General features: G+C 66.3%; 14 protein-coding genes, 2 tRNA genes and 1 pseudogene. 12 read left to right on the top strand and 5 right to left on the bottom strand.

The window, feature by feature from the left end; all coding sequences use genetic code 11:
• Nucleotides 1-15: 15 nt before the first annotated feature.
• A complete protein-coding gene (locus J2W45_RS15080) occupies nucleotides 16-1,044 on the bottom strand; it encodes a LacI family DNA-binding transcriptional regulator (protein WP_310133413.1) in 1,029 nt (342 codons plus the stop codon).
• 145 nt (nucleotides 1,045-1,189) lie between these two features.
• Entirely contained in the window at nucleotides 1,190-2,032 is an 843-nt protein-coding gene (locus tag J2W45_RS15085) for a pentapeptide repeat-containing protein (protein ID WP_310133415.1), read from the bottom strand.
• 113 nt (nucleotides 2,033-2,145) lie between these two features.
• On the opposite strand from J2W45_RS15085, the gene J2W45_RS15090 reads away from it, so the two are divergent.
• The 3 genes from J2W45_RS15090 to J2W45_RS15100 all read left to right on the top strand — a co-directional run bounded on the left by J2W45_RS15090 (nucleotide 2,146) and on the right by J2W45_RS15100 (nucleotide 3,395).
• Nucleotides 2,146-3,102 carry an aldo/keto reductase gene (locus tag J2W45_RS15090; protein ID WP_310133417.1) on the top strand — a complete coding sequence of 319 codons (957 nt, stop codon included), beginning with the start codon at nucleotides 2,146-2,148 and terminating at the stop codon, nucleotides 3,100-3,102.
• Between the two features lie 104 nt (nucleotides 3,103-3,206).
• Nucleotides 3,207-3,278, top strand: a tRNA-Thr gene (locus J2W45_RS15095).
• 43 nt (nucleotides 3,279-3,321) lie between these two features.
• Nucleotides 3,322-3,395: transfer RNA gene (locus tag J2W45_RS15100), tRNA-Met, on the top strand.
• 196 nt (nucleotides 3,396-3,591) lie between these two features.
• Here the strand turns inward: J2W45_RS15100 and J2W45_RS15105 are convergent.
• Nucleotides 3,592-3,734: pseudogene (locus J2W45_RS15105) on the bottom strand (site-specific integrase); the annotation flags it as partial.
• A gap of 496 nt (nucleotides 3,735-4,230) precedes the next feature.
• Between J2W45_RS15105 and J2W45_RS15110 the strand changes: the two are divergent.
• The gene (locus tag J2W45_RS15110; RefSeq protein ID WP_310133419.1) at nucleotides 4,231-5,244 is read left to right on the top strand and encodes an alpha/beta fold hydrolase; all 1,014 of its coding nucleotides are present in this window, start codon (nucleotides 4,231-4,233) and stop codon (nucleotides 5,242-5,244) included.
• A 338-nt stretch (nucleotides 5,245-5,582) separates the two neighbouring features.
• On the top strand, nucleotides 5,583-6,179 hold the full coding sequence (locus J2W45_RS15115) for a hypothetical protein (RefSeq protein ID WP_310133422.1): 597 nt from the start codon (nucleotides 5,583-5,585) through the stop codon (nucleotides 6,177-6,179).
• A gap of 386 nt (nucleotides 6,180-6,565) precedes the next feature.
• On the opposite strand, the gene J2W45_RS15120 is transcribed toward J2W45_RS15115, so the two are convergent.
• A complete protein-coding gene (locus tag J2W45_RS15120) occupies nucleotides 6,566-7,933 on the bottom strand; it encodes a family 43 glycosylhydrolase (protein ID WP_310133425.1) in 1,368 nt (455 codons plus the stop codon).
• A 294-nt stretch (nucleotides 7,934-8,227) separates the two neighbouring features.
• Between J2W45_RS15120 and J2W45_RS15125 the strand changes: the two genes are divergently transcribed.
• The 6 genes from J2W45_RS15125 to J2W45_RS15150 all read left to right on the top strand — a co-directional run bounded on the left by J2W45_RS15125 (nucleotide 8,228) and on the right by J2W45_RS15150 (nucleotide 15,238).
• Nucleotides 8,228-8,722, top strand: a complete 495-nt coding sequence (locus J2W45_RS15125) for an MEKHLA domain-containing protein (RefSeq protein WP_310133426.1) — start codon at nucleotides 8,228-8,230, stop codon at nucleotides 8,720-8,722.
• Nucleotides 8,723-8,792: 70 nt separating this feature from the next.
• Complete coding sequence (locus J2W45_RS15130; protein WP_310133428.1) at nucleotides 8,793-10,079, top strand: threonine/serine exporter family protein; 1,287 nt, start codon at nucleotides 8,793-8,795, stop codon at nucleotides 10,077-10,079.
• Between the two features lie 64 nt (nucleotides 10,080-10,143).
• Nucleotides 10,144-11,829 (top strand): glycoside hydrolase family protein, encoded by a 1,686-nt coding sequence (locus J2W45_RS15135; RefSeq protein WP_310133430.1) that lies wholly within the window; start codon nucleotides 10,144-10,146, stop codon nucleotides 11,827-11,829.
• 145 nt (nucleotides 11,830-11,974) lie between these two features.
• A complete protein-coding gene (locus J2W45_RS15140) occupies nucleotides 11,975-12,889 on the top strand; it encodes a carbohydrate ABC transporter permease (RefSeq protein WP_310133433.1) in 915 nt (304 codons plus the stop codon).
• A 2-nt stretch (nucleotides 12,890-12,891) separates the two neighbouring features.
• A complete protein-coding gene (locus J2W45_RS15145; protein ID WP_396427095.1) occupies nucleotides 12,892-13,815 on the top strand; it encodes a carbohydrate ABC transporter permease in 924 nt (307 codons plus the stop codon).
• 100 nt (nucleotides 13,816-13,915) lie between these two features.
• Complete coding sequence (locus J2W45_RS15150) at nucleotides 13,916-15,238, top strand: ABC transporter substrate-binding protein (RefSeq protein ID WP_310133436.1); 1,323 nt, start codon at nucleotides 13,916-13,918, stop codon at nucleotides 15,236-15,238.
• A 63-nt stretch (nucleotides 15,239-15,301) separates the two neighbouring features.
• Here the strand turns inward: J2W45_RS15150 and J2W45_RS15155 are convergent, their stop codons facing one another.
• Complete coding sequence (locus J2W45_RS15155) at nucleotides 15,302-17,254, bottom strand: beta-galactosidase (protein ID WP_310133438.1); 1,953 nt, start codon at nucleotides 17,252-17,254, stop codon at nucleotides 15,302-15,304.
• A 64-nt stretch (nucleotides 17,255-17,318) separates the two neighbouring features.
• Here J2W45_RS15155 and J2W45_RS15160 point away from each other — a divergent pair, with 64 nt between their 5' ends.
• Nucleotides 17,319-18,155: a MurR/RpiR family transcriptional regulator gene (locus J2W45_RS15160; RefSeq protein ID WP_310133440.1), complete on the top strand. Its 837-nt coding sequence runs from the start codon at nucleotides 17,319-17,321 to the stop codon at nucleotides 18,153-18,155.

An 18,155-nucleotide genomic window follows, 5' to 3' on the forward strand; every position in this document is an offset into this window, starting at 1 on the left:
CGTATCGGTTGGTGGTCAGGGGTGGACGGCGGTGCTGGAACGGACGATCAGGTCGGCGGGAGCGGTGTGGCTGACGGGCTCGGGCGCAGGGGCCCCGCCGGGCCGGCGGGCGCCCTCCAGGGCCGCGAGGAGCAGCTCGGCGGCGCGCTCGCCCTGCCGCACCGGATGCTGCGCCACGGTGCTCAGGCCGAAGAACTCGGAGAGCGGATGGTCGTCGATCCCGATCACGGAGACATCGCGCGGCACCGAGAGGCCGAGGTCGCGGGCGGCCAGGATGGCGCCGATCGCCATCTCGTCGGACGCCGCGAAGATGGCCGTCGGGCGGTCGTGCGGCGTGCCGAGCAGCTGCTTCGCGGCCTCATAGCCGCCGGGGAGGGTGAAGTCGGCGGCGCGGTGCAGGCGCTCGTCGACGGGAAGGCCCGCTTCGCGCAGCGCCTGCTCGTAGCCGAGGCGGCGGCTGGTCGGGATGTGGAAGTCGAGGTCGAACTCGTGGGAGGCGCCGATGTGGGCGATGCGGCGGTGGCCCAGCGACACCAGGTGGTCGGTCGCGAGGTGGGCGACGGCCACGTCGTCGATCGTGACGGTGCTGACGCCGGCGAGCGGTCCGCCGACGCCGACCAGGGGCTTGCCGAGCGCGAGCAGGCGGCCCGCCTCCTCCTCGGAGAGCTCCAGGGAGACGGTGAAGGCGGCATCCACCCGGTTGCGGAGCAGGTGGTGGTCGAAGACGCGGCGGCGCTCGCCGCCGTCGCCGCCCAGGTTGTAGAGGGTGAGGTCGTAGCCCTCGCGGAGCAGCACCCGCTCGGCGCCCTCGATGACCGAGGTGAAGAACCAGCGGTTGAGGTGCGGCACGACGGCGCCGATGTTGCGCGTGCGGCCGGAGGCCAGGCTCGACGCGTCCGACGACACGACGTAGCCGAGGTCGGAGGCGGCGCGAACCACGCGTGCGCGCGTGGTCTGCGAGACGGGCCCGTTGCCGCTCAGCGCGCGCGAGACGGTGGCCGTGGAGACGCCGGCGAGACGCGCGACGTCGTCGATGCCGGCCATCCCACCTCCTGGAGTCCTTCGCTTCGGTCTGCGTCGCCTGCGGTGGAAGCGCTTGCGACCGCCGATGCCCGCGACACGCGCGGGCACAGGGGGAGTATAGCGACTGGGGTGGAAGCGGTTGCAGTCCGTGACGGACGGCGTCGGGTCAGCGCCAGTGCGACGGCCGGGTGACCGTCTCCGGCAGGCGGGTGCGCGCGTCGCCGGTCGCCGCGTTCACCTGTACCTGGGTGAGGTAGATCGCCTCGCGCAGATCCGCGCCGTCGAGGCGGGCATCGCGGAGGTCGGCGCCGATGAGCTCGGCCCGGGCGAGGTCGGCGTCGCGGAGGTCCGCGGCGATCAGCAGCGCGCCGCGCAGTTCGGCCCCGCGGAGGTCGGCGCCGCGGAGGTCGGCTCCGAGGAGGTCGGCGCCGGGGCGGATGCGGGTGCGGGCGACGCGGCGGGGGCCGGCGCCGATCGGGCCGGACTCGCGGGCGAGCCGTGCCGCCTCGCGGAGCAGCTGGGCGGCGGGGGCACGCAGCTCCTCGATGTCGGCGGCCAGGATGGTCTCGGGATCGGCGTCCGCGAGGGCGCGCACGTCGCCGCGCGCCTGCCGGAGAGCCGGGTGCAGCCGTGCCGCGGCGGGGAGCGCGAGCGCGTCCTCCAGGTACCAGAGCAGTTCGTGCAGCTGCCGCATGATCGGGAAGACGCCGAACATCGTCGACCTGGTGTCCGCGTCGTCGCGCCAGCTCGCGCCGCCCACGGTGTGCTGCGTCACCTGCTGTCCGGCGCCGAAGCAGTCGAAGACGGTGCACCCGCGGAAGCCGCGCTCGCGCAGCTCGGGGTGGATGCGGCAGCGATCGTCATCGGCCAGGTTGACGCAGGGATCGCCGGCCGCCTTGTCGATGGCGAAGTCGGCGGATCGCGCGAAGGCCAGCGCCACACAGCACAGGCCGACGCACTGCGAGCAGTCGGCGCGGAGCGCGTCGCGTGAATCGTGGACGATCGTCACCCGTCCACAGTACGTGCCCGTCGTCACCTTTCCACATCTTCAGGAACACCCGGAATAGCCCCCGGACGACCGCGTTAGCGTGGAATGACCGACTCAACGAAGGAGACTCGCATATGACTGCATCCCGCCGCACGATCGGCTCATCCGACCTCGAGGTCTTCCCGCTCTCGCTCGGGGGCAACGTCTTCGGCTGGACGGCCGACCGCCAGACCTCGTTCGACGTCCTGGATGCGTACACGGCCGCCGGCGGCAACTTCGTCGACACGGCGGACGGCTACTCGGCATGGGTGCCGGGCAACACGGGTGGCGACTCGGAGCGCATCCTGGGCGAGTGGTTCGACGCCCGCGGCAACCGCGACCAGGTCGTCCTCGCCACCAAGGTCAGCCAGCACCCCGACTTCAAGGGCCTCGCGCCCGACAACATCCGCCGAGCCGCTGACGCGTCGCTCGAGCGCCTCAAGTCCGACTACATCGACCTCTACTACGCGCACTTCGACGACGAGTCGGTGCCGCTGGAGGAGACGGTCGCCGCCCTGTCGGGCCTGGTCGACGCGGGCAAGGTGCGCTACATCGGCATCTCCAACTACTCGCCGGAGCGCATCGAGGAGTGGTTCCGCATCACCGAGCGGGAGGGCCTGCACCGCGCGGTGGCGCTGCAGCCGCACTACAACCTGGTGGAGCGCGCCTACGAGACGTCGTACCGCCCGATCGCCGAGCGCGAGGGCCTCGGCGTCATGCCGTACTTCGCCCTGGCGGCCGGCTTCCTGACCGGCAAGTACCGCGACGGCGTCACGGTGGACAGCCCGCGCGCGGGCGGCGCCGCCAAGTACCTGGACGAGACGGGCCGCTCTGTGCTGGCCGCTCTCGACGACGTGGCGGCCGCGCACGACGCCTCCGTGGCGTCGGTCGCCCTCGCCTGGCTGGCCGCCCAGCCCACCATCACCGCGCCCATCGCGAGCGCCCGCACCACCGACCAGCTGCCCGACCTGCTGGCCTCCGTCGGCCTCCGTTTGACGGACGACGAGCTCGCCTCCCTCGACGGCGCCTCGGAGGCCGCGAAGGCGGCCTGACCCCGGGGCGGAGCCGGGTCCGTCATGGTTCGGAGCACGTCGCCGCAGATGGTATCCTCGTACGGTTGCCGAAAGCAGCCGGACCTCGTGCCGGCACCGGCTCCGCCCCCTTAGCTCATTGGTAGAGCACTTCCTTGGTAAGGAAGAGGTAGTGGGTCCGATTCCCACAGGGGGCTCCGTCTCCCGTCTCGCGACATGTCGCCGGACAGGGGATGCCACGGCGGGGTAGCTCAGGTGGTTAGAGCACACGGCTCATAATCGTGGTGTCGCGGGTTCGAGTCCCGCCCTCGCTACATAGGTTGAAAACACTGGGAACGGCGGCTGATCATCAGCCGCCGTTCTCCGGTTTCCGGAACGATTTGGACATGATTTGGACACACTCCAAATCATTGAGGCTCATTCTTGTCCCTTCTGGTCATCCGCACGGGCGATAGAACGTGAGTGCGCAGCTGTGTGATTCAGTGCTGTCGAGGCTGCCTCATCGAGTCGCTATGCGACCTCATCGAGGTCGTCATTTTGACTAGGTCCGCGTAAGCATCCAGCGTCATCGCGGCTGAAGCGTGCCCCAGCATGCGTTGGACCGCCTTGACGTTGGCGCCGGCAGACACGGCGAGACTCGCGGTTGTAACGCGCCGAAGTCGTTCTCGATGGCTTGACCTCGGTGCTCTACGGCATCCGCGAATCGTGCGCCGTTCTCAGCACGCGCGCTGCACTTTCGCCGATGGAGTTCATGCTTTCGGCCGCCCGCCGGTGGTGTATCGGATGCTGTTGCCGTTGGTGTCTAACCCGGCGAGGCCGGCGACGGAATTGATATGTGCGATCTCGTGAATCCGGGTCTTTGCCAACTGCCCGCACCCAGGTTTACGGCGAGGATGATGCGACGTGAGGTGGTGTGCCCGCTCGTTCTGGCGAGCATCTGGCGGCGGTTCCAACGCTGTGCGACCATGGTTTGTGCACATCCGGGGGAGAGCGCTTCGCGCGTGCGCTGGCGTAGGTGCCGTCGCGGTCGTCGCGGCGGTGCTGGTTGGGTGCTCACAGGAACTGCGGGGTGAAGAGGACCTCTTCGCGCGGCCGTACACGGGCCATTTCTACGACGATCCTCCCAGCGCTGTCGGCGCATCGGGGACGGTGGTTCGCTGGGAGGTCGTACCGGGTGCTCCCGAGCGGGCGAACGCGTGGCGCATCCTTTTCCGCTCGACCGACCTCCAGGGTCGCGCTGTCCTCAACAGCGGGATGCTGGTGGTCCCCGAGGGCGCTGCTCCAGCTGGCGGGCGGACGATCGTGTCGTGGGGGCACGCGACGACGGGGAGCGCCGAGAAGTGCGCGCCCTCGCGTTCAGTCGACCCGTACGTGTGGATGGAAGGGCTGACCGGGCTGCTGAAGCAGGGCTACGCGGTGGTCTCCACCGACTACACGGGGATGGGCGTCCCGGGTCCCGACTCCTACCTCGTCGGTGATACCGAGGGGCGCAACGTACTGGACGCGGCGCGGGCCGCCCGCGCCCTGCTCGGTTCGGCCGCGAGCGACCGCGTCCTACTGTGGGGGCACTCGCAGGGCGGCCAGTCTGTGCTGTTCGCCGCCCAGCTGTGGAAGCAGTATGCGCCCGAGCTGGATGTCCGCGGTGTCGCCGTCGCCGCTCCTGCTACCGACCTGGCGTCGTTGCTGCGGGCAGACATCGGCGACATCTCCGGCGTCAGTATCGGCTCGTACGCGTTCGCCGCGTACTCGGACGTCTACGACGTCCCGCTCGACGGCATCCTGACACCGCAGGCGATCGCAGCGCTGCCTGCGATCAACGATCGCTGTCTGATCACCCAGAACAGTGCACTGCATAAGGTGGCCGCCCCGCTGGTGGGCCGCTTCCTGTCGGGCGATCCGGAGACGACACAGCCGTGGGCCGGTCTGTTGGCCGAGAACACCCCGGGCGCCGTCGTGTTTCCGGTGCCGCTACTGGTTGCACAAGGGTCGAGCGACAAACTGGTGCGACCGGAGTCCACCGAGGCGTTCGTCGACCACGAGAAGCGATCGGGCGCGGATGTCCGGTACGACGTCGTCCCCGGCGCGACCCACGGCACTATAGCGAACAGCGCGTTGCCGGCCGTGCTGCGGTTCTTCCGGAGTCTCGACGGCGTCGAGCACTGACCGATGCGGGCGGTACTCGACCTACATCGATAGCTCGGCGAACATGTTGTGGCTGTAGTCCGTGACAGTCTCGCAGCCTCCGGCGGGCACGGTCGTTTACCGCTGGGCGTTCCAGTGCCTGGGGGAGCCGTTCAGAAGAGATCAAGGTTTGACACCCGTGAGCAGACGGCTCGACACGGTCTAAACGTCTGCAATCCGCCTCTAACCTGTGGGACACGTGCACGCTCTGATCTGCGAACTTACGGTCTTTGTCGGCGTTCAAGCTCGTCAGATCCGATGACTAGACAGTTTGCATAGCCGGCGCAGGCAGCCGCCTGACTAACGTGACTTTCCGAAACGTGATCTCTTTCACGGTCAGCTTCTTGGAGGATTTTATGGGTGTGTGGAAAAGGACACAGCATGCCGTGCTGGGACTTTTCGCTCTAGCGTCCGCAGCGGCGTTTGCGGGATGCTCGCTTCAGCTGCCGGCCGGAACGGGGGACGACATTGATAGCCCCGTATACGCCCAAGCAGGTTCGTGCAACCCGACCACCTACACTGCCGGCGTCGTGAATATCCAGTTGGTCATCAATAACCAAACCGGCCAGCCGCTGACCTTGAACAGTTACGGGCTAAGCGGTGAACTCGACCACTGGAATCAGCGACCGCAAACGACGCTGCCCGCGGGAAGTTGTGAAATTATCACCGGGTACTCCCACGACGAATTTTCTACGCTCTCGATGTACGTCGAGTACGCGACAGGTTCGGGTGACACGGCCATGTTCGCAGCCCAGGCGGACAATAACTCCGACAAGAACACCACCACGGGTACGAATGTCGTCCAACGAGACGGGACGCCTGCAACCGACCTCGCGATCGACTCCAGCATCACTCCGCATCCGCTAGGCGGGTACGACTTCGCGACCGTGACAGCGACGATCAAACCGGCCAGCTAGCCCCTCAGCCCCTCAGGGCGACCGTTGAATCTAGCTCGAGTTTGAAAGGCGATGGGAAGAGCGGCTTCGGACGGCGGTTCGAGACGCAGCCCGGTAAGAGGCGGTTCGGTGACCGTGCAACGCTTGAGAGGTGTTCGTGGGCTTACTCCGCTACTCGTCGGTGACGTGACGGTACGGGTCTGCGACGCGGCCCGACGCAGCGGGTGGCCCACGCTGAGTCGTATCGCACCGTGGCGTCCCGGGTTCGAGTCGCGCCTTGCTATCAGATCCGCGGAAGCTCGAGGTTCCCCTGCTTCTCGCTAGCGGACGAAAAGTCAGACTTCTCAAACCGCATCTCAACTTGACTCCCAATTCGGGACGATGTCGGATTGCGGGCTTCACGCCATCTAGTTGCGCCAGATCGAGACGTTGTCGACGTTCAGCCACTGCCCGCCGGTTCCCGACGACCAGACTCCGATAGTGATGACCGTCGCTGTCGGTACCGTGAAGGTCGTCGTCTTCGTCTGCCACGAGCTTTGAGCGGCGGCAAGGTCGAGATGGATCTCGCTGCCGCCGTAGTTCTTCACCACCAGGTACGCGCTGGTCTCTCCGCCGCTGCTTTTAGTATCGGCCTTGAATGTGTACGTTCCGGCCGGCAGGGTGATCTGTTGAGATGCCCACGCGCTGTAACCGCCGGACGCCGACTGAGTGAGCTGACGGTTCGTCGTGCTCGATGCGGTGTTCTGCACCTTGGAGACTCCGGTCGCGTAGCCGGTGGTCGACCATTGCGGAATGGTGTTGCCCGCGATGTCCTGGTCGAAGCGTCCGTTGGCGACGTAGTTGTAGTCCAAAGTGCCGGCCGCGGCGTCAACTCTCACATCCGTTGCTCCGACAAGAGTGGGGGTGTTCCCGGAGAACATGAGCGGGTACCAGGCGTTCCGTCCGATTCCTCCAGGCGCCTTGTCGTTTCCCGAGTAGAACTGCGAGTACCGGTCGCCGTTGTAAAGGTACGAGGTTCCTGTGGATCCGACGATCGGGATGATCTGTTCGAACTGGGTTCCGAATGAGTTGGATGACGCGGGCACGGTGGCAACCGGTGTCCAGGCGCCCCAGGATGCGAGGCTCGTGCTGCTGCGGTGGGCGGTCGCCGTGGCCGCCCACCAGTACATGCCGGAGGCGAACCAGTGGTAGGTCGAGCCGACCTTGATGATGGCGGGTGCTTCGTGGTGGTCGTAGTTGCTCTCGTTGAACGTGATCGACGCCACACCGGTCCACGAGGAGTTCAGTTTAGCGATGCTCTGGGTGGCGTTGATGCTGGTGCCGTTGTCACCGACATAGACGAGGTAGGCATCGGGCCCATCGACGAACACGGAGTGGTCGCCTACCGTGTTGCCGTTGACAAGGATGGAACCGAGGTAGCTGTAGGTGCCGTCGATCGTAGGGCTGGTCGCGAAGGCGATGGCGTTGCGCTGCGTCCCCGCTGAGTTGGTACGGGGAACTTCGAAGTCGAGCACCCAGTTCCCGGTCGTCGGGTTGTGCGTCAACTGAGGGCGGCCGAGCCAGTTGCCGGGTGTCAGGTCGCCGAGCGTGTCGCCGGGGATCCCGGTCGCCTGAGTGAGGAGGGCCTTGTCCAGGGTCCAGGTCGTGAGATCCGTCGAAGAGTAGAGATTGATGGACTTCGGGTTGGCCAGGTCGGCTCCAACCCAGTAGTAAGTGCCCTCGTAGAGCTGGACGTTTCCGCCCTGCGCGTGGATCGGGTTTCCCGCGCTGTCCATCCAGACCGTGTCGTTCGCGATCGTGGGGGAGAGGTCCGCAGCCTGAGCGGGCGCTGTCGCCCCCCAAGCGGCGAATGCCAGAGCAGTGACAGTGAGCGCCGACGTGACGATCCGAGCTCGTCGTTTCGAGTGACCCATAGGTTTCCTTCTTCATCGAGGGACGTCCGGGCGTGAACGTTATTTGCAGAATGTATGGCAGCAAACGGAATATATGCAAGTAATTTGCTGACCGAACAACGCGACTAGGAGAAACGGACAGTCGCGTCGCGGCACCGTCGCGTGACACTCGGTGAGGTGAAATCGCGTCTGGAAGAGGGTCCTATGTGTACCGCCGCTGAAGAGAAGTTTCTGTGCGACCTCGTCGCGTCGTATGAGGCGAGCGTCGGTCGGCCCTTCCCCGTCGGGCTGCAGCAGGAGCAGCATCTGGGCAGCCGTCTCATGGGCGCCGATATCGGTCTTCTGGCTCACGACGCCGCTGACGATCCGCATTTCGTCTTCGCGAACGCAGCCGCTGCAGCCGCCTTCGGGTATGCCCCGGACGAGATGATCGGGATGCCTTCGCGATATTCGGCCGCCCCGGGAGCGGACCGCGATGCTCGTGCAGGACTGTTCTCTCGACTGAGCCGGCTCGGGTTCGTCGAGGGGTACAGCGGGCGACGAGTCCGCAAGGACGGAAGCACTTTCTGGATCGAGGACGCCACGATCTGGAACGTCGTCGACGCGCCGGGCCGGCGTATCGGTCAAGCGGCACTGCTCCCACTTCGAGACGTACGCACTGCGGGTCGATGAAGCCGTCGCACCGAGAACGGTCGCCGCGGGCACGGGTATGGCGATGAACATGATCAGGCGCGTGCGGTCCGTGGCCGGAGCCCTCGCTGTGCCCGCCCCTACCACGGCCCGTGTGACAGTCGCCTCGCTGACTGAGATGCTGGGCGGGTTGGGGGCCGCGCTGCTCCAGTCGGCCCGAGCGACCAGCGCCGTGGAGCGCATACTGCATGACGTCGCCGCAAGCTACGGACGTGAGGACATCCGTTCCTATGTGCTTCCGACTCTCGTGCTGGTCGAGGACGCGGGGAGCGCTCCAGAGCGGACGACGCTTCACGCGTCGACCGGGCGCCCATTGCGCCTCGATCAGACCGGAGCTGTAGAGCAGCTCATCACCCGAGCGATCGAGACTCGACCGGCCCCTGTGGATGTCCTCGCCGAGCTGAGCCGGATCCGCGCCTCCCGACCGCGCTTCGGTTCCGCCGTCCGCATCGCGGGCCACACGCTTCTCAGCCTCGGTTTCGGGATGGTGCTCGATCCGGTCGCCGCGGCGATACCGGTCTATCTGATTTTCGGACTCCTGGTAGGCGTGATCGTCGAGTTCGGATCGCGAGTCCGCACCCTCGCACTGCTGCTGCCGACGGTGACGGCGTTCGGGATGACCGCCGTCGCCGGAGGGCTGGTCGCGCCGATGATCGACGAAGACCCTGTTCGACTGGTCGCCCCGGCGTTGGTCAGCTTCATCCCGGGTCTAACGATGACGCTCGCCGCGGTGGAACTCACCAGCGCGCAGGTCGTCGCAGGCGCCAGCCGTCTCGTCTACGGCGCAGCCCAGCTCGGGCTCCTCGCCTTCGGCGTGTATGCCGCGTTGACGATGACCGGCGCACACCCGATCATCCATAGTTCGCCGCAACTGGGCAGGTGGGCGGCGTGGGTCGGCATCCCCCTCACAGCGGCGGGATACCTCCTGTTCTCCGTCGCACCCCGAAAATCGTTCGTCTGGATCCTGGCCGCTCTCGTCATCGCCTACGGCGCGCAACAACTCTCCGGTGCACTCGTGGGGGCCGAGTTCTCTGGTTTCGTCGGTGCCATCGTCGTCATCTTCGCGGTGTCCCTCTTCCGGCGAATGCGCTCGGCGCCCCCATCAAGCGTCATGCTGACGTGCGCGTACTGGCTGCTGGTTCCCGGTGCCCTGGGCTTCGTCGGCCTGGGGACGGCAGCGGAGAGGGGAGGGCATGGGGCTGTCGTCCTCGGCGAGTTCGTCGTCTCGTTGCTCGCCATAGCGATCGGAATGGTGGTCGGTGCCGGCTTGACCAGCGATGCGGCCGTAGCGGCCGAGGCGTGGCGCGACGCGGGTGCAGACGTTGCGACAAATGATTGACGGATAAATTCCATCGGGAGTACCGTCGCCGTTAATTATTTGCAAACCGAACGAAGGAGTTCAGGTGAAGTCACCACGCAGACATCTTGCGGTTCTCGGTATTGTGTCCGCCGCCGTCACAACGATCGCTCTCGTCTCGGCACCGGCGTCGGCTACCGTACCGGCCGGCCCGCACATCTCTAACGACACGGTATGGCGCGATACGTCCGGTAACGAGATCCGCGCGCAGGGCGGGAACGTCTTCAAGAATCCGGATGACGGGCTCTGGTACTGGGTGGGAGCGGAGATGAACTCGCGCTACTCGGGCCAGCAGGTGGCGAAGTCCATCAACCTCTACAGCTCGGGTGACCTGCAGACGTGGACCTTCCGTAAGCATCTGGTCACCCAGTCCGACGATCCGTCGCAACTCAACGTGACGCTCGCCGCCGGCGCCGACCCGGATGATCTTCGGGTGACCAGCCTGGTCACCAGTGACGGGAGCTCGTGGCTCGGCCGGCCGCAGCTCATCCACAGTCCACAGGGCAAGTGGATCATCTGGGTGGAGGTCAACGGCGACAAGAAGGTGACGAAGGCTGATGGTACGGTCGTCGACCTCGGGACCGGTCAGGCTGTGTTCGAGAGCGACACCATCGACGGGACATATGAGTACCTCGGCAAGCAGTATGTGCACCATGGCGATGGGTCACCGGACGACGACTACACCAGCGGTGATCGTTCCGTCTTCGTCGAAGGCGGCAACGCCTATCTCGTCTATGTCGGCGACAGTCATCTGACGCGCAATGTCGATCTGAACATCGCACCCCTGAGCAGCGACTGGCGCACGGTGGGGAATCCGCAGTGGACGATTCCCGATGACGTGAGCCTGGGCGGCCAGAATCGGCATGAGGCACCGGGGATCGTCAAGGTCGGCGCGACCTACTACTTGTTCGCTTCGGGAATGGAGGGCTTCAACGCCACGCCGACCAGCTACCTGACCAGCTCCGACCTCGTGCACTGGAGCAGTTCGTGGAAGCCCGTCACCAATGCGCCTTCCTCGACCGTGGATTCCTTCGGCACGCAGTTCGAATCGATCGTCCCGATCGTCGGCTCCTCCGGCACGTCCTACCTCTACAACGGCGATCGCTTCTCGCAGTACTACCCGTGGGTGGACGCCTCCAAGAAGAGTCAGTTCCCCAGTGGCACAGGGCGCAAGGCCTGGTATCCGCTGACCTTCGACGCAGGCGTTCCGACACTCCACGGCGCCACCGATGTCTACGTTGATGCCGGTGCGGGGACGATGACCTGGAACGCCGTCGCGAACGGGCGGTTCGACCAGCGCAACGTCGCCGATACGCGCAACACCACGACGAATCACCCGGGCAACACCCCAAACTGGACCGTGTCCGGGTCAGCGCACCTCGAGGCGACCGGGAGCACGGTCACGAATCAGCAGATGGTGATCGACGACGTCACGACCGGCGGGAAGGGTGTCTTCAGTGGATACGTGTCGCAGCAGCTGACGCTGCCTGCCGGCAGCTACGACTTCTCGTTCGACTACAAGTCGAGCGGCACCGCCTCGCACGCGACCGCGAGCGTGAGCGGCGCCTCGGTGTCCGCGCCGACGAAGGACCTGACGGCTGCAGCGACCACCTTCACCCGTGCCGACATCGCCTTCACCCTCCCTTCGGCGGGCGTCGTCACCATCAAAGTGCAGGCAGACGGCTCGACCGGGTACCTAGACCTCGACAACGTCTCGGTGCTGCCGCAATAGCGCTGCGATGAGCAAATTAGTGGACATAAAGACGCCGATACGCGGCGCATAATGAAAATAATTTGACAAGTCGCTCCCGCTCGTGGCACCCTCGTGTCACGAGCGGGAGCGCGTCTCCCGCCCCTGCACGACCAGAAGGAATCACATGACGACGATGTCGACGCGGATCGTCCCGCAGCGAGCACAGCAGCGCACCCGGCGACGACGCTCCTGGGTGGGATGGGCCTTCGTCGGCCCGTTCATGCTCGCGTTCCTCCTCGTGCTGGTCGCACCGCTGGTCTACACGGTGTACCTGAGCCTGTTCCAGCACCGGCTCATCGGCGGCAACACCTTCGTCGGGCTGACCAACTACCTCCAGCAGCTGACGAACCCTGACTTCTGGGATGCGCTCCTGCGGGTGAGCCTCTACCTGATCGTCTTCGTCCCCGTGATGCTCGGCCTGGCGCTGCTGGCAGCGCTCGCCATCGACTCGGCCCGGCTCCACGCGCCCCGGCTGTTCCGGCTCGCCATCTTCCTGCCGTATGCCGTCCCCGGCGTCGTGGCGGCCCTGCTGTGGGGCTACATGTACGGCACGCAGTTCGGTCTCGTGGGCAACATCGACCGCTTCCTCGGCATCACGCTGCCGGACCCGTTGTCCAGCAACCTCGTGCTCGCATCGATCGGCAACATCATGGTGTGGCTCACCATGGGCTACAACATGCTCGTCTTCTACTCCGCACTGCGGGTGGTGCCGACCGAGTTGTACGAAGCCGCCGACCTCGACGGCGCCGGCGCGTGGCGGGTGATCGGGTCGATCAAGCTCCCCGCAATCCGCCCGGCGGTCGCAGTCACCCTGGTGTTCTCGACGATCGCCGCATTCCAGCTCTTCAATGAGCCCAACATCCTGAAGTCGCTGGCGCCCAACGTGATCAGCAGTCACTTCACCCCAAACATGTACGCGTACAACCTGTCGTTCGCCGGCCAGCAGTTCAACTCCTCGGCCACCGTGGCGATCGTCATGGGGGTCATCACGATGGTCGTCGCCTACGTGATCCAGCGCGTCGCGAGCAGGAAGGCCTGACGATGGCGATCGCAACCGCCGAGCGCCGCGATACGGCGCATCCCGACACCCCGCGCGCGTTCTCCGCCCGGCGGAGCTCGCTCCGCCCGAAGAAGTCGTGGCTGCTCACGGCCGCCATGACCATCCTTTTCGTCTACAGCCTGCTGCCTCTGTTCTGGTTACTGGTGAACTCCACGAAGACCCAGGGCGCCCTGTTCTCGAGCTTCGGCCTGTGGTTCGCCGGGCCGTTCGCCCTGTGGGACAACATCGTCCAGGTCTTCACCTACGACGACGGGATGTTCGCGCGCTGGATGCTGAACACTCTCCTCTACACGGTGGTCGGGGCGTGCGGTTCGACGTTCCTGGCGACGTTGGCCGGATACGGATTGGCGAAGTTCGACTTCCCCGGCAAGCGGGCGACGTTCGCCGTGATCATCGCGGCGGTCGCCGTGCCCGGCAGCGCTCTGGCCGTGCCGACGTTCCTGCTGTTCAGTCAGCTCGGGCTGACGAACACGCCGTGGGCGGTGTTCATCCCGTCGCTGGTCACTCCGTTCGGACTCTTCCTGACGTGGAGCTACACCCAGGAGGCGGTACCCAACGAGTTGCTGGAGGCGGCACGGATGGACGGCGCCGGTGAGTTCCGTACCTTCTTCACCATTTCGTCCCGACTGCTCGCGCCCGGCGTCGTCTCGGTGCTCCTGCTGGAGATCGTCGGCACGTGGAACAACTACTTCCTCCCCTTGATCATGCTGAGCGACCCGAGGTGGTACCCGCTGACCGTCGGCCTGAACCAATGGAGCGAGCAGGCGAACACCGCCGGCGGAGACGCCGTCTTCAACCTGGTCATCACCGGTTCGCTGCTGACGATCGTCCCGATCATCGTCGCCTTCCTCTTCCTCCAGCGGTTCTGGCAGTCCGGCCTCGCCGCGGGAAGCGTCAAGGCGTGACCTGACCCTTCTTTCCCTCCCACCCACCCTTCACCGCAGAAAGGCACCACTCGAAATGACAACCCACAGCCGCTGGCGGTCCGGAGCGAGGAAGCTCGCCGTGACTGCCGCCGTCGGACTCGCCGTCACCGCAGGCCTCGCAGGCTGCTCCGGCGGAAACTCCGAGCAGCCCTCCTCTTCTGCCGTCTCGCAGTCCGAGATCCAGGCGGCCCTCAAGAAGAAGACCACGCTGACCATCTGGACCTGGGCCACGACGCTGACCGGGATCGTCAAGGCGTTCGAGCAGAAATACCCGAACGTCACGATCAACGTCGTCAACGTCGGAACCGGAGCCGCCCATTACACCAAGCTCGAGAACGCCATCAAGGCGGGATCGGGCGCTCCGGACCTCGCGACGGTCGAGTATCAGGTGCTCCCGCAGTTCGCGCTGGAGGGAAGTCTCGTCGACCTGGACAAGACCTTCGGCTGGGGCGACCTGAAGGACAAGTTCACGCCGGCGATCTGGAATTCCACCAACGTCAACGGCGGGCTCTACGAGCTGCCGCACAACGCCGGCCCGATGGCGCTCTTCTACAACAAGGCTGTCTTCGACAAGTTCGGCATCGACGTCCCGAAGACGTGGGACGAGTATGCTGCCGCCGCCAAGAAGATCCACGCGGCCGACCCGAGCGTCTACCTCGCCGCGGACGCGGGCGACGCCGGCTTCACGACCAGCATGCTGTGGCAGTCCGGAGCGAAGCCCTTCAAGACCTCCGGCACCTCGGATGTGACCGTGGACCTCGGCGCCGACTCGACGAAGAAATTCACCGACTTCTACCAGCCCCTCATCGACGACAAGCTTCTGATGCCGGTCTCCGGGTTCAGCAACGAGTGGTACCAGGGGCTCGCCAACGGCAAGATCGCGTCGCTCGCGAGCGGTGCATGGATGGCGGGCAGCCTGAAGTCGGGCGTTCCCACCGGCGCAGGTCAGTGGCGGGTGGCACCGCTCCCCACCTACGCGGCGGGCGACAAGGCAAGCGCCATGAACGGCGGCGGCGGGTACGCGATGCTCAAGCAGAGCCCCAAGCAGCACCAGCTCGTGGCTTCCGCGTTCTTGAAGTTCATGGAGACCGGCGACGGTGTGCCGCTGTCCATCCAGGCGGGACAGTTCCCGGCCACGGTGGCCGACCTGAAGTCGGACTCGTTCCTCGACGCGAAGAACGAGTACTTCGGCGGACAGCAGATCAACAAGATCTTCGCCCAGTCGGCCGAGGCCGCCGTCTCCGGCTGGCAGTACCTCCCGTACCAGGCGTACGCCAACACCATCTACGGTGACACCGTCGGCCAGGCCTACACCGGCAAGACGACGCTCGCGAAGGGACTGGAGGCCTGGGGCAGCAAGCTCAAGGACTACGGCACCCAGCAGGGCTTCTCGGTGAAGTAACCATCACCCGTACGCGAGACGGCCGGCGATCGAAGGATCGCCGGCCGTTTCGTCGTTCCCGGATCAGTCGCCTGTGACGATGACGACGCCGAACGGTTCCAGCGTCGGCGACTCCAGGCGCTGCCCCGAGAGAAGGTCGGTTCCCGCGACGTCCACGGTGACTGGTGTGCTGCCGTGGTTGATCACGAACGTCGCATCGGCTCGGCGCACCAGCTCCACGCTGGCGGGTAGCGTCGCGGGAGCGATCCCGGAGTCTTCGAGCACGAGTCGGAGGACGTCGCGCATGCCGGCGACGTCGGGATCGGCGGCCAGGTACCAGCCGACGCCGCCGTCCACTGCGCGACGCGTGAGGGCGGGGCCGCCGTCGACGATGCCGCCCTCGAACACCGCGATGACATCCGCTCCCCGCGCGTGCACGACCTCGGACCACGCGAGGGTTGTCGCCTCGACGGCCCCGCTGAGCGATACCGGGTCGTGCGGCCCGTGCGGTGCGAGCTCCTCGATCCGGATTCCGAGCGTCCCGGCCAGGCTCCCGAGGAAGCCGCCGTCGCTCAGCGCCGCGTCCTCGTCCGTGAGCCCGGCCGGTGCCGCGACGAGGAGCGTGCCGCCCGCGCGCACGTACCGATCGAGCGCCTCGAGCGTCGACTGCGAGGCGACGAACAGCGCCGGAGCGATGACCACACGATACGGGGACAGGTCGGAGTCGCGGCCCACGAAGTCCGTGTTCACCCCGAGGTCGAGCAGGGCATGATGCCATGCGGACACCCGCGCCTTGTAGTCGATCCGGGCCGGCGTCGCCTCCTGCTCGAGGCTCCACCACGAGTCCCAATCGGCAACGATCGCGACCGCCTGGCGCCCCACCGAGGATCCTGCCAGCTGCTCCAGCCGCTTCAGTTCACCGCCTAGCTGGACGACCTCGCGCCAGATGCGCGTATCCGTTCCCGCGTGAGGGACCATGCCGGAGTGGAACTTCTCGCCACCGCGCTGGGACTGCCGCCACTGGAAGAACATGATTCCGTCGGCGCCCCGCGCGATGGCCTGGTAGGAGAGCGCGCGCATCTGATCGGGGCGCTTGGGGGCGTTCAGTGCCCGCCAGTTCACGGCGCCCGTCGCCTGCTCCATCAGCACCCACGGAGTGCCCGGCTTCAGCGAGCGCATCAGGTCGCGCTGTAGGGCGGCGTCCTTCCACGATCCGGGATCGGCCGGGTCAGGATAGGCGTCGTCGCTTACGAAGTCGACGTCGTCCGCCCACGACCAGTAGTCGGCCGGCTTGAACATGCCCATGAAGTTCGTGGTGATGGGGATGCCCGGGCTGTGCGCCCGGAGAACCTCGGCTTCGGCGCGGTGATTCTCCAGGAGGACGTCCGATGCGAATCGGTCGAAGTCGAGCAGCTGGGCAGGGTTCCGGAACGTCGGAGCGGCTCGCGGAGGAAGGATCTCCTCGAAGGCCGAATAGCGCTGCGACCAGAACTCGGTTCCCCAGCGCCGATTGAGCTCGTCAATGGTTGCGTACTTCCGCTGTAGCCAGTGGCGGAAGGCCGCGGCCGACTCGTCGCCGAAGTCGCGCGGGTTGTCATTGCCGAACTCGTTGCCGATGTGCCAGGTGATGAGTGCCGGGTGTCGTCCGTAGCGCTCGGCAAGCGCACGCACCAGCCGGAGAGACAGTCGCCGATACGTGGACGAGCTCGGGTTGAAGTGCTGTCGGCTTCCCGGCGACAGCACATGGCCCCACTCGTCGGTGAGAAGCACCTCCGGGTACGCCGAGGTCAACCACGGCGGAGGGCTGGCGGTCGCGGTGGCGAGGTCGACGCGGATGCCCGCACGGTGGAGCAGCTCGAAGACCCGGTCGAGCCAGCCGAACTCGAAGCGTCCCTCTTCGGGCTCGAGTTGCGCCCAGGAGAAGACGCCGACCGTCGCGACCGTGACTCCCGCCTCCTGCATCAGGCGGATGTCCTCAGCCCACACATCCTCGGGCCACTGTTCAGGGTTGTAATCCGCTCCGTACCAGAAACGCATTCGTACTCCTTCGTCTATATTCGGTAAATTATTTGCAGAGTCGCACGACGCAGAGAGGCCCCGAATGACCACCGCCGCTGAACCCAGCCCGCTTCAGCTTCTCCGTGATGCGCTGCCAACGCTCACGGGGGCGCGCCTTCGTGTCGCCGAGGTCGTCCTCGCCGATCCGCTCGAGGCCGGACGGAAGTCGATCACGTGGCTCGCCACCCGCGCTGAAACACAGCCGGCGACCGTCACGCGGTTGTCGTCCTCGCTCGGATACTCCGGGTTTCCGGCATTCCGGGCCGCGATCGCGAGCGAAAGCGGCCGTGAGCTGCAGGCGGGCTGGGCGAGCGACATCGGAACCGACGTGGCACCCGATGATCCGCCGGAGACGATCATGAACGTGCTCGCCGGGCACCAGTTCCGAGCGCTGCGCAGCGCCCTGGCCAACGTCGACCTGGCGCGGATCGCTCGGGCTGCCGACCTCATCGCGTCGGCCGACCGCGTCGAGATCTTCGGAGAATGGGGTGACCATCCGCCCGCCGACGAGCTCCAGATGCGCCTGATGCGCCTCGGTGTGCCCGTGTGGATGCACGACGGCGCGTACGGGGCGAGAGTCGGCGCCAGCCTGCTCGGCCCGGAGGGGGTTGCGATCGCGATCTCGCGCAACGGCGACAGCGAGATCGCGCAAGCATTCCTGGCTGAGGCCGCCGCGCACGGCGCGACGACCATCGCCATCACAGGGGCCCCCGATGGGGCAGTGGGCGCGGCCTCCGACATCGTCCTCTTCACGGGAACCGGCGGCGGGCGCACCTGGACCGAATACTTCGCGGGACGCGCCAGCGACGGCTTCGTGGGCGGCGTGCTGTGGATGCTGGTCGCTCAGCGTCGCGGCGCTTCGTTCATGCTGCCCGGCTGA

Source organism: Leifsonia shinshuensis, from assembly GCF_031456835.1.
Lineage (GTDB): Bacteria > Actinomycetota > Actinomycetes > Actinomycetales > Microbacteriaceae > Leifsonia > Leifsonia shinshuensis_C.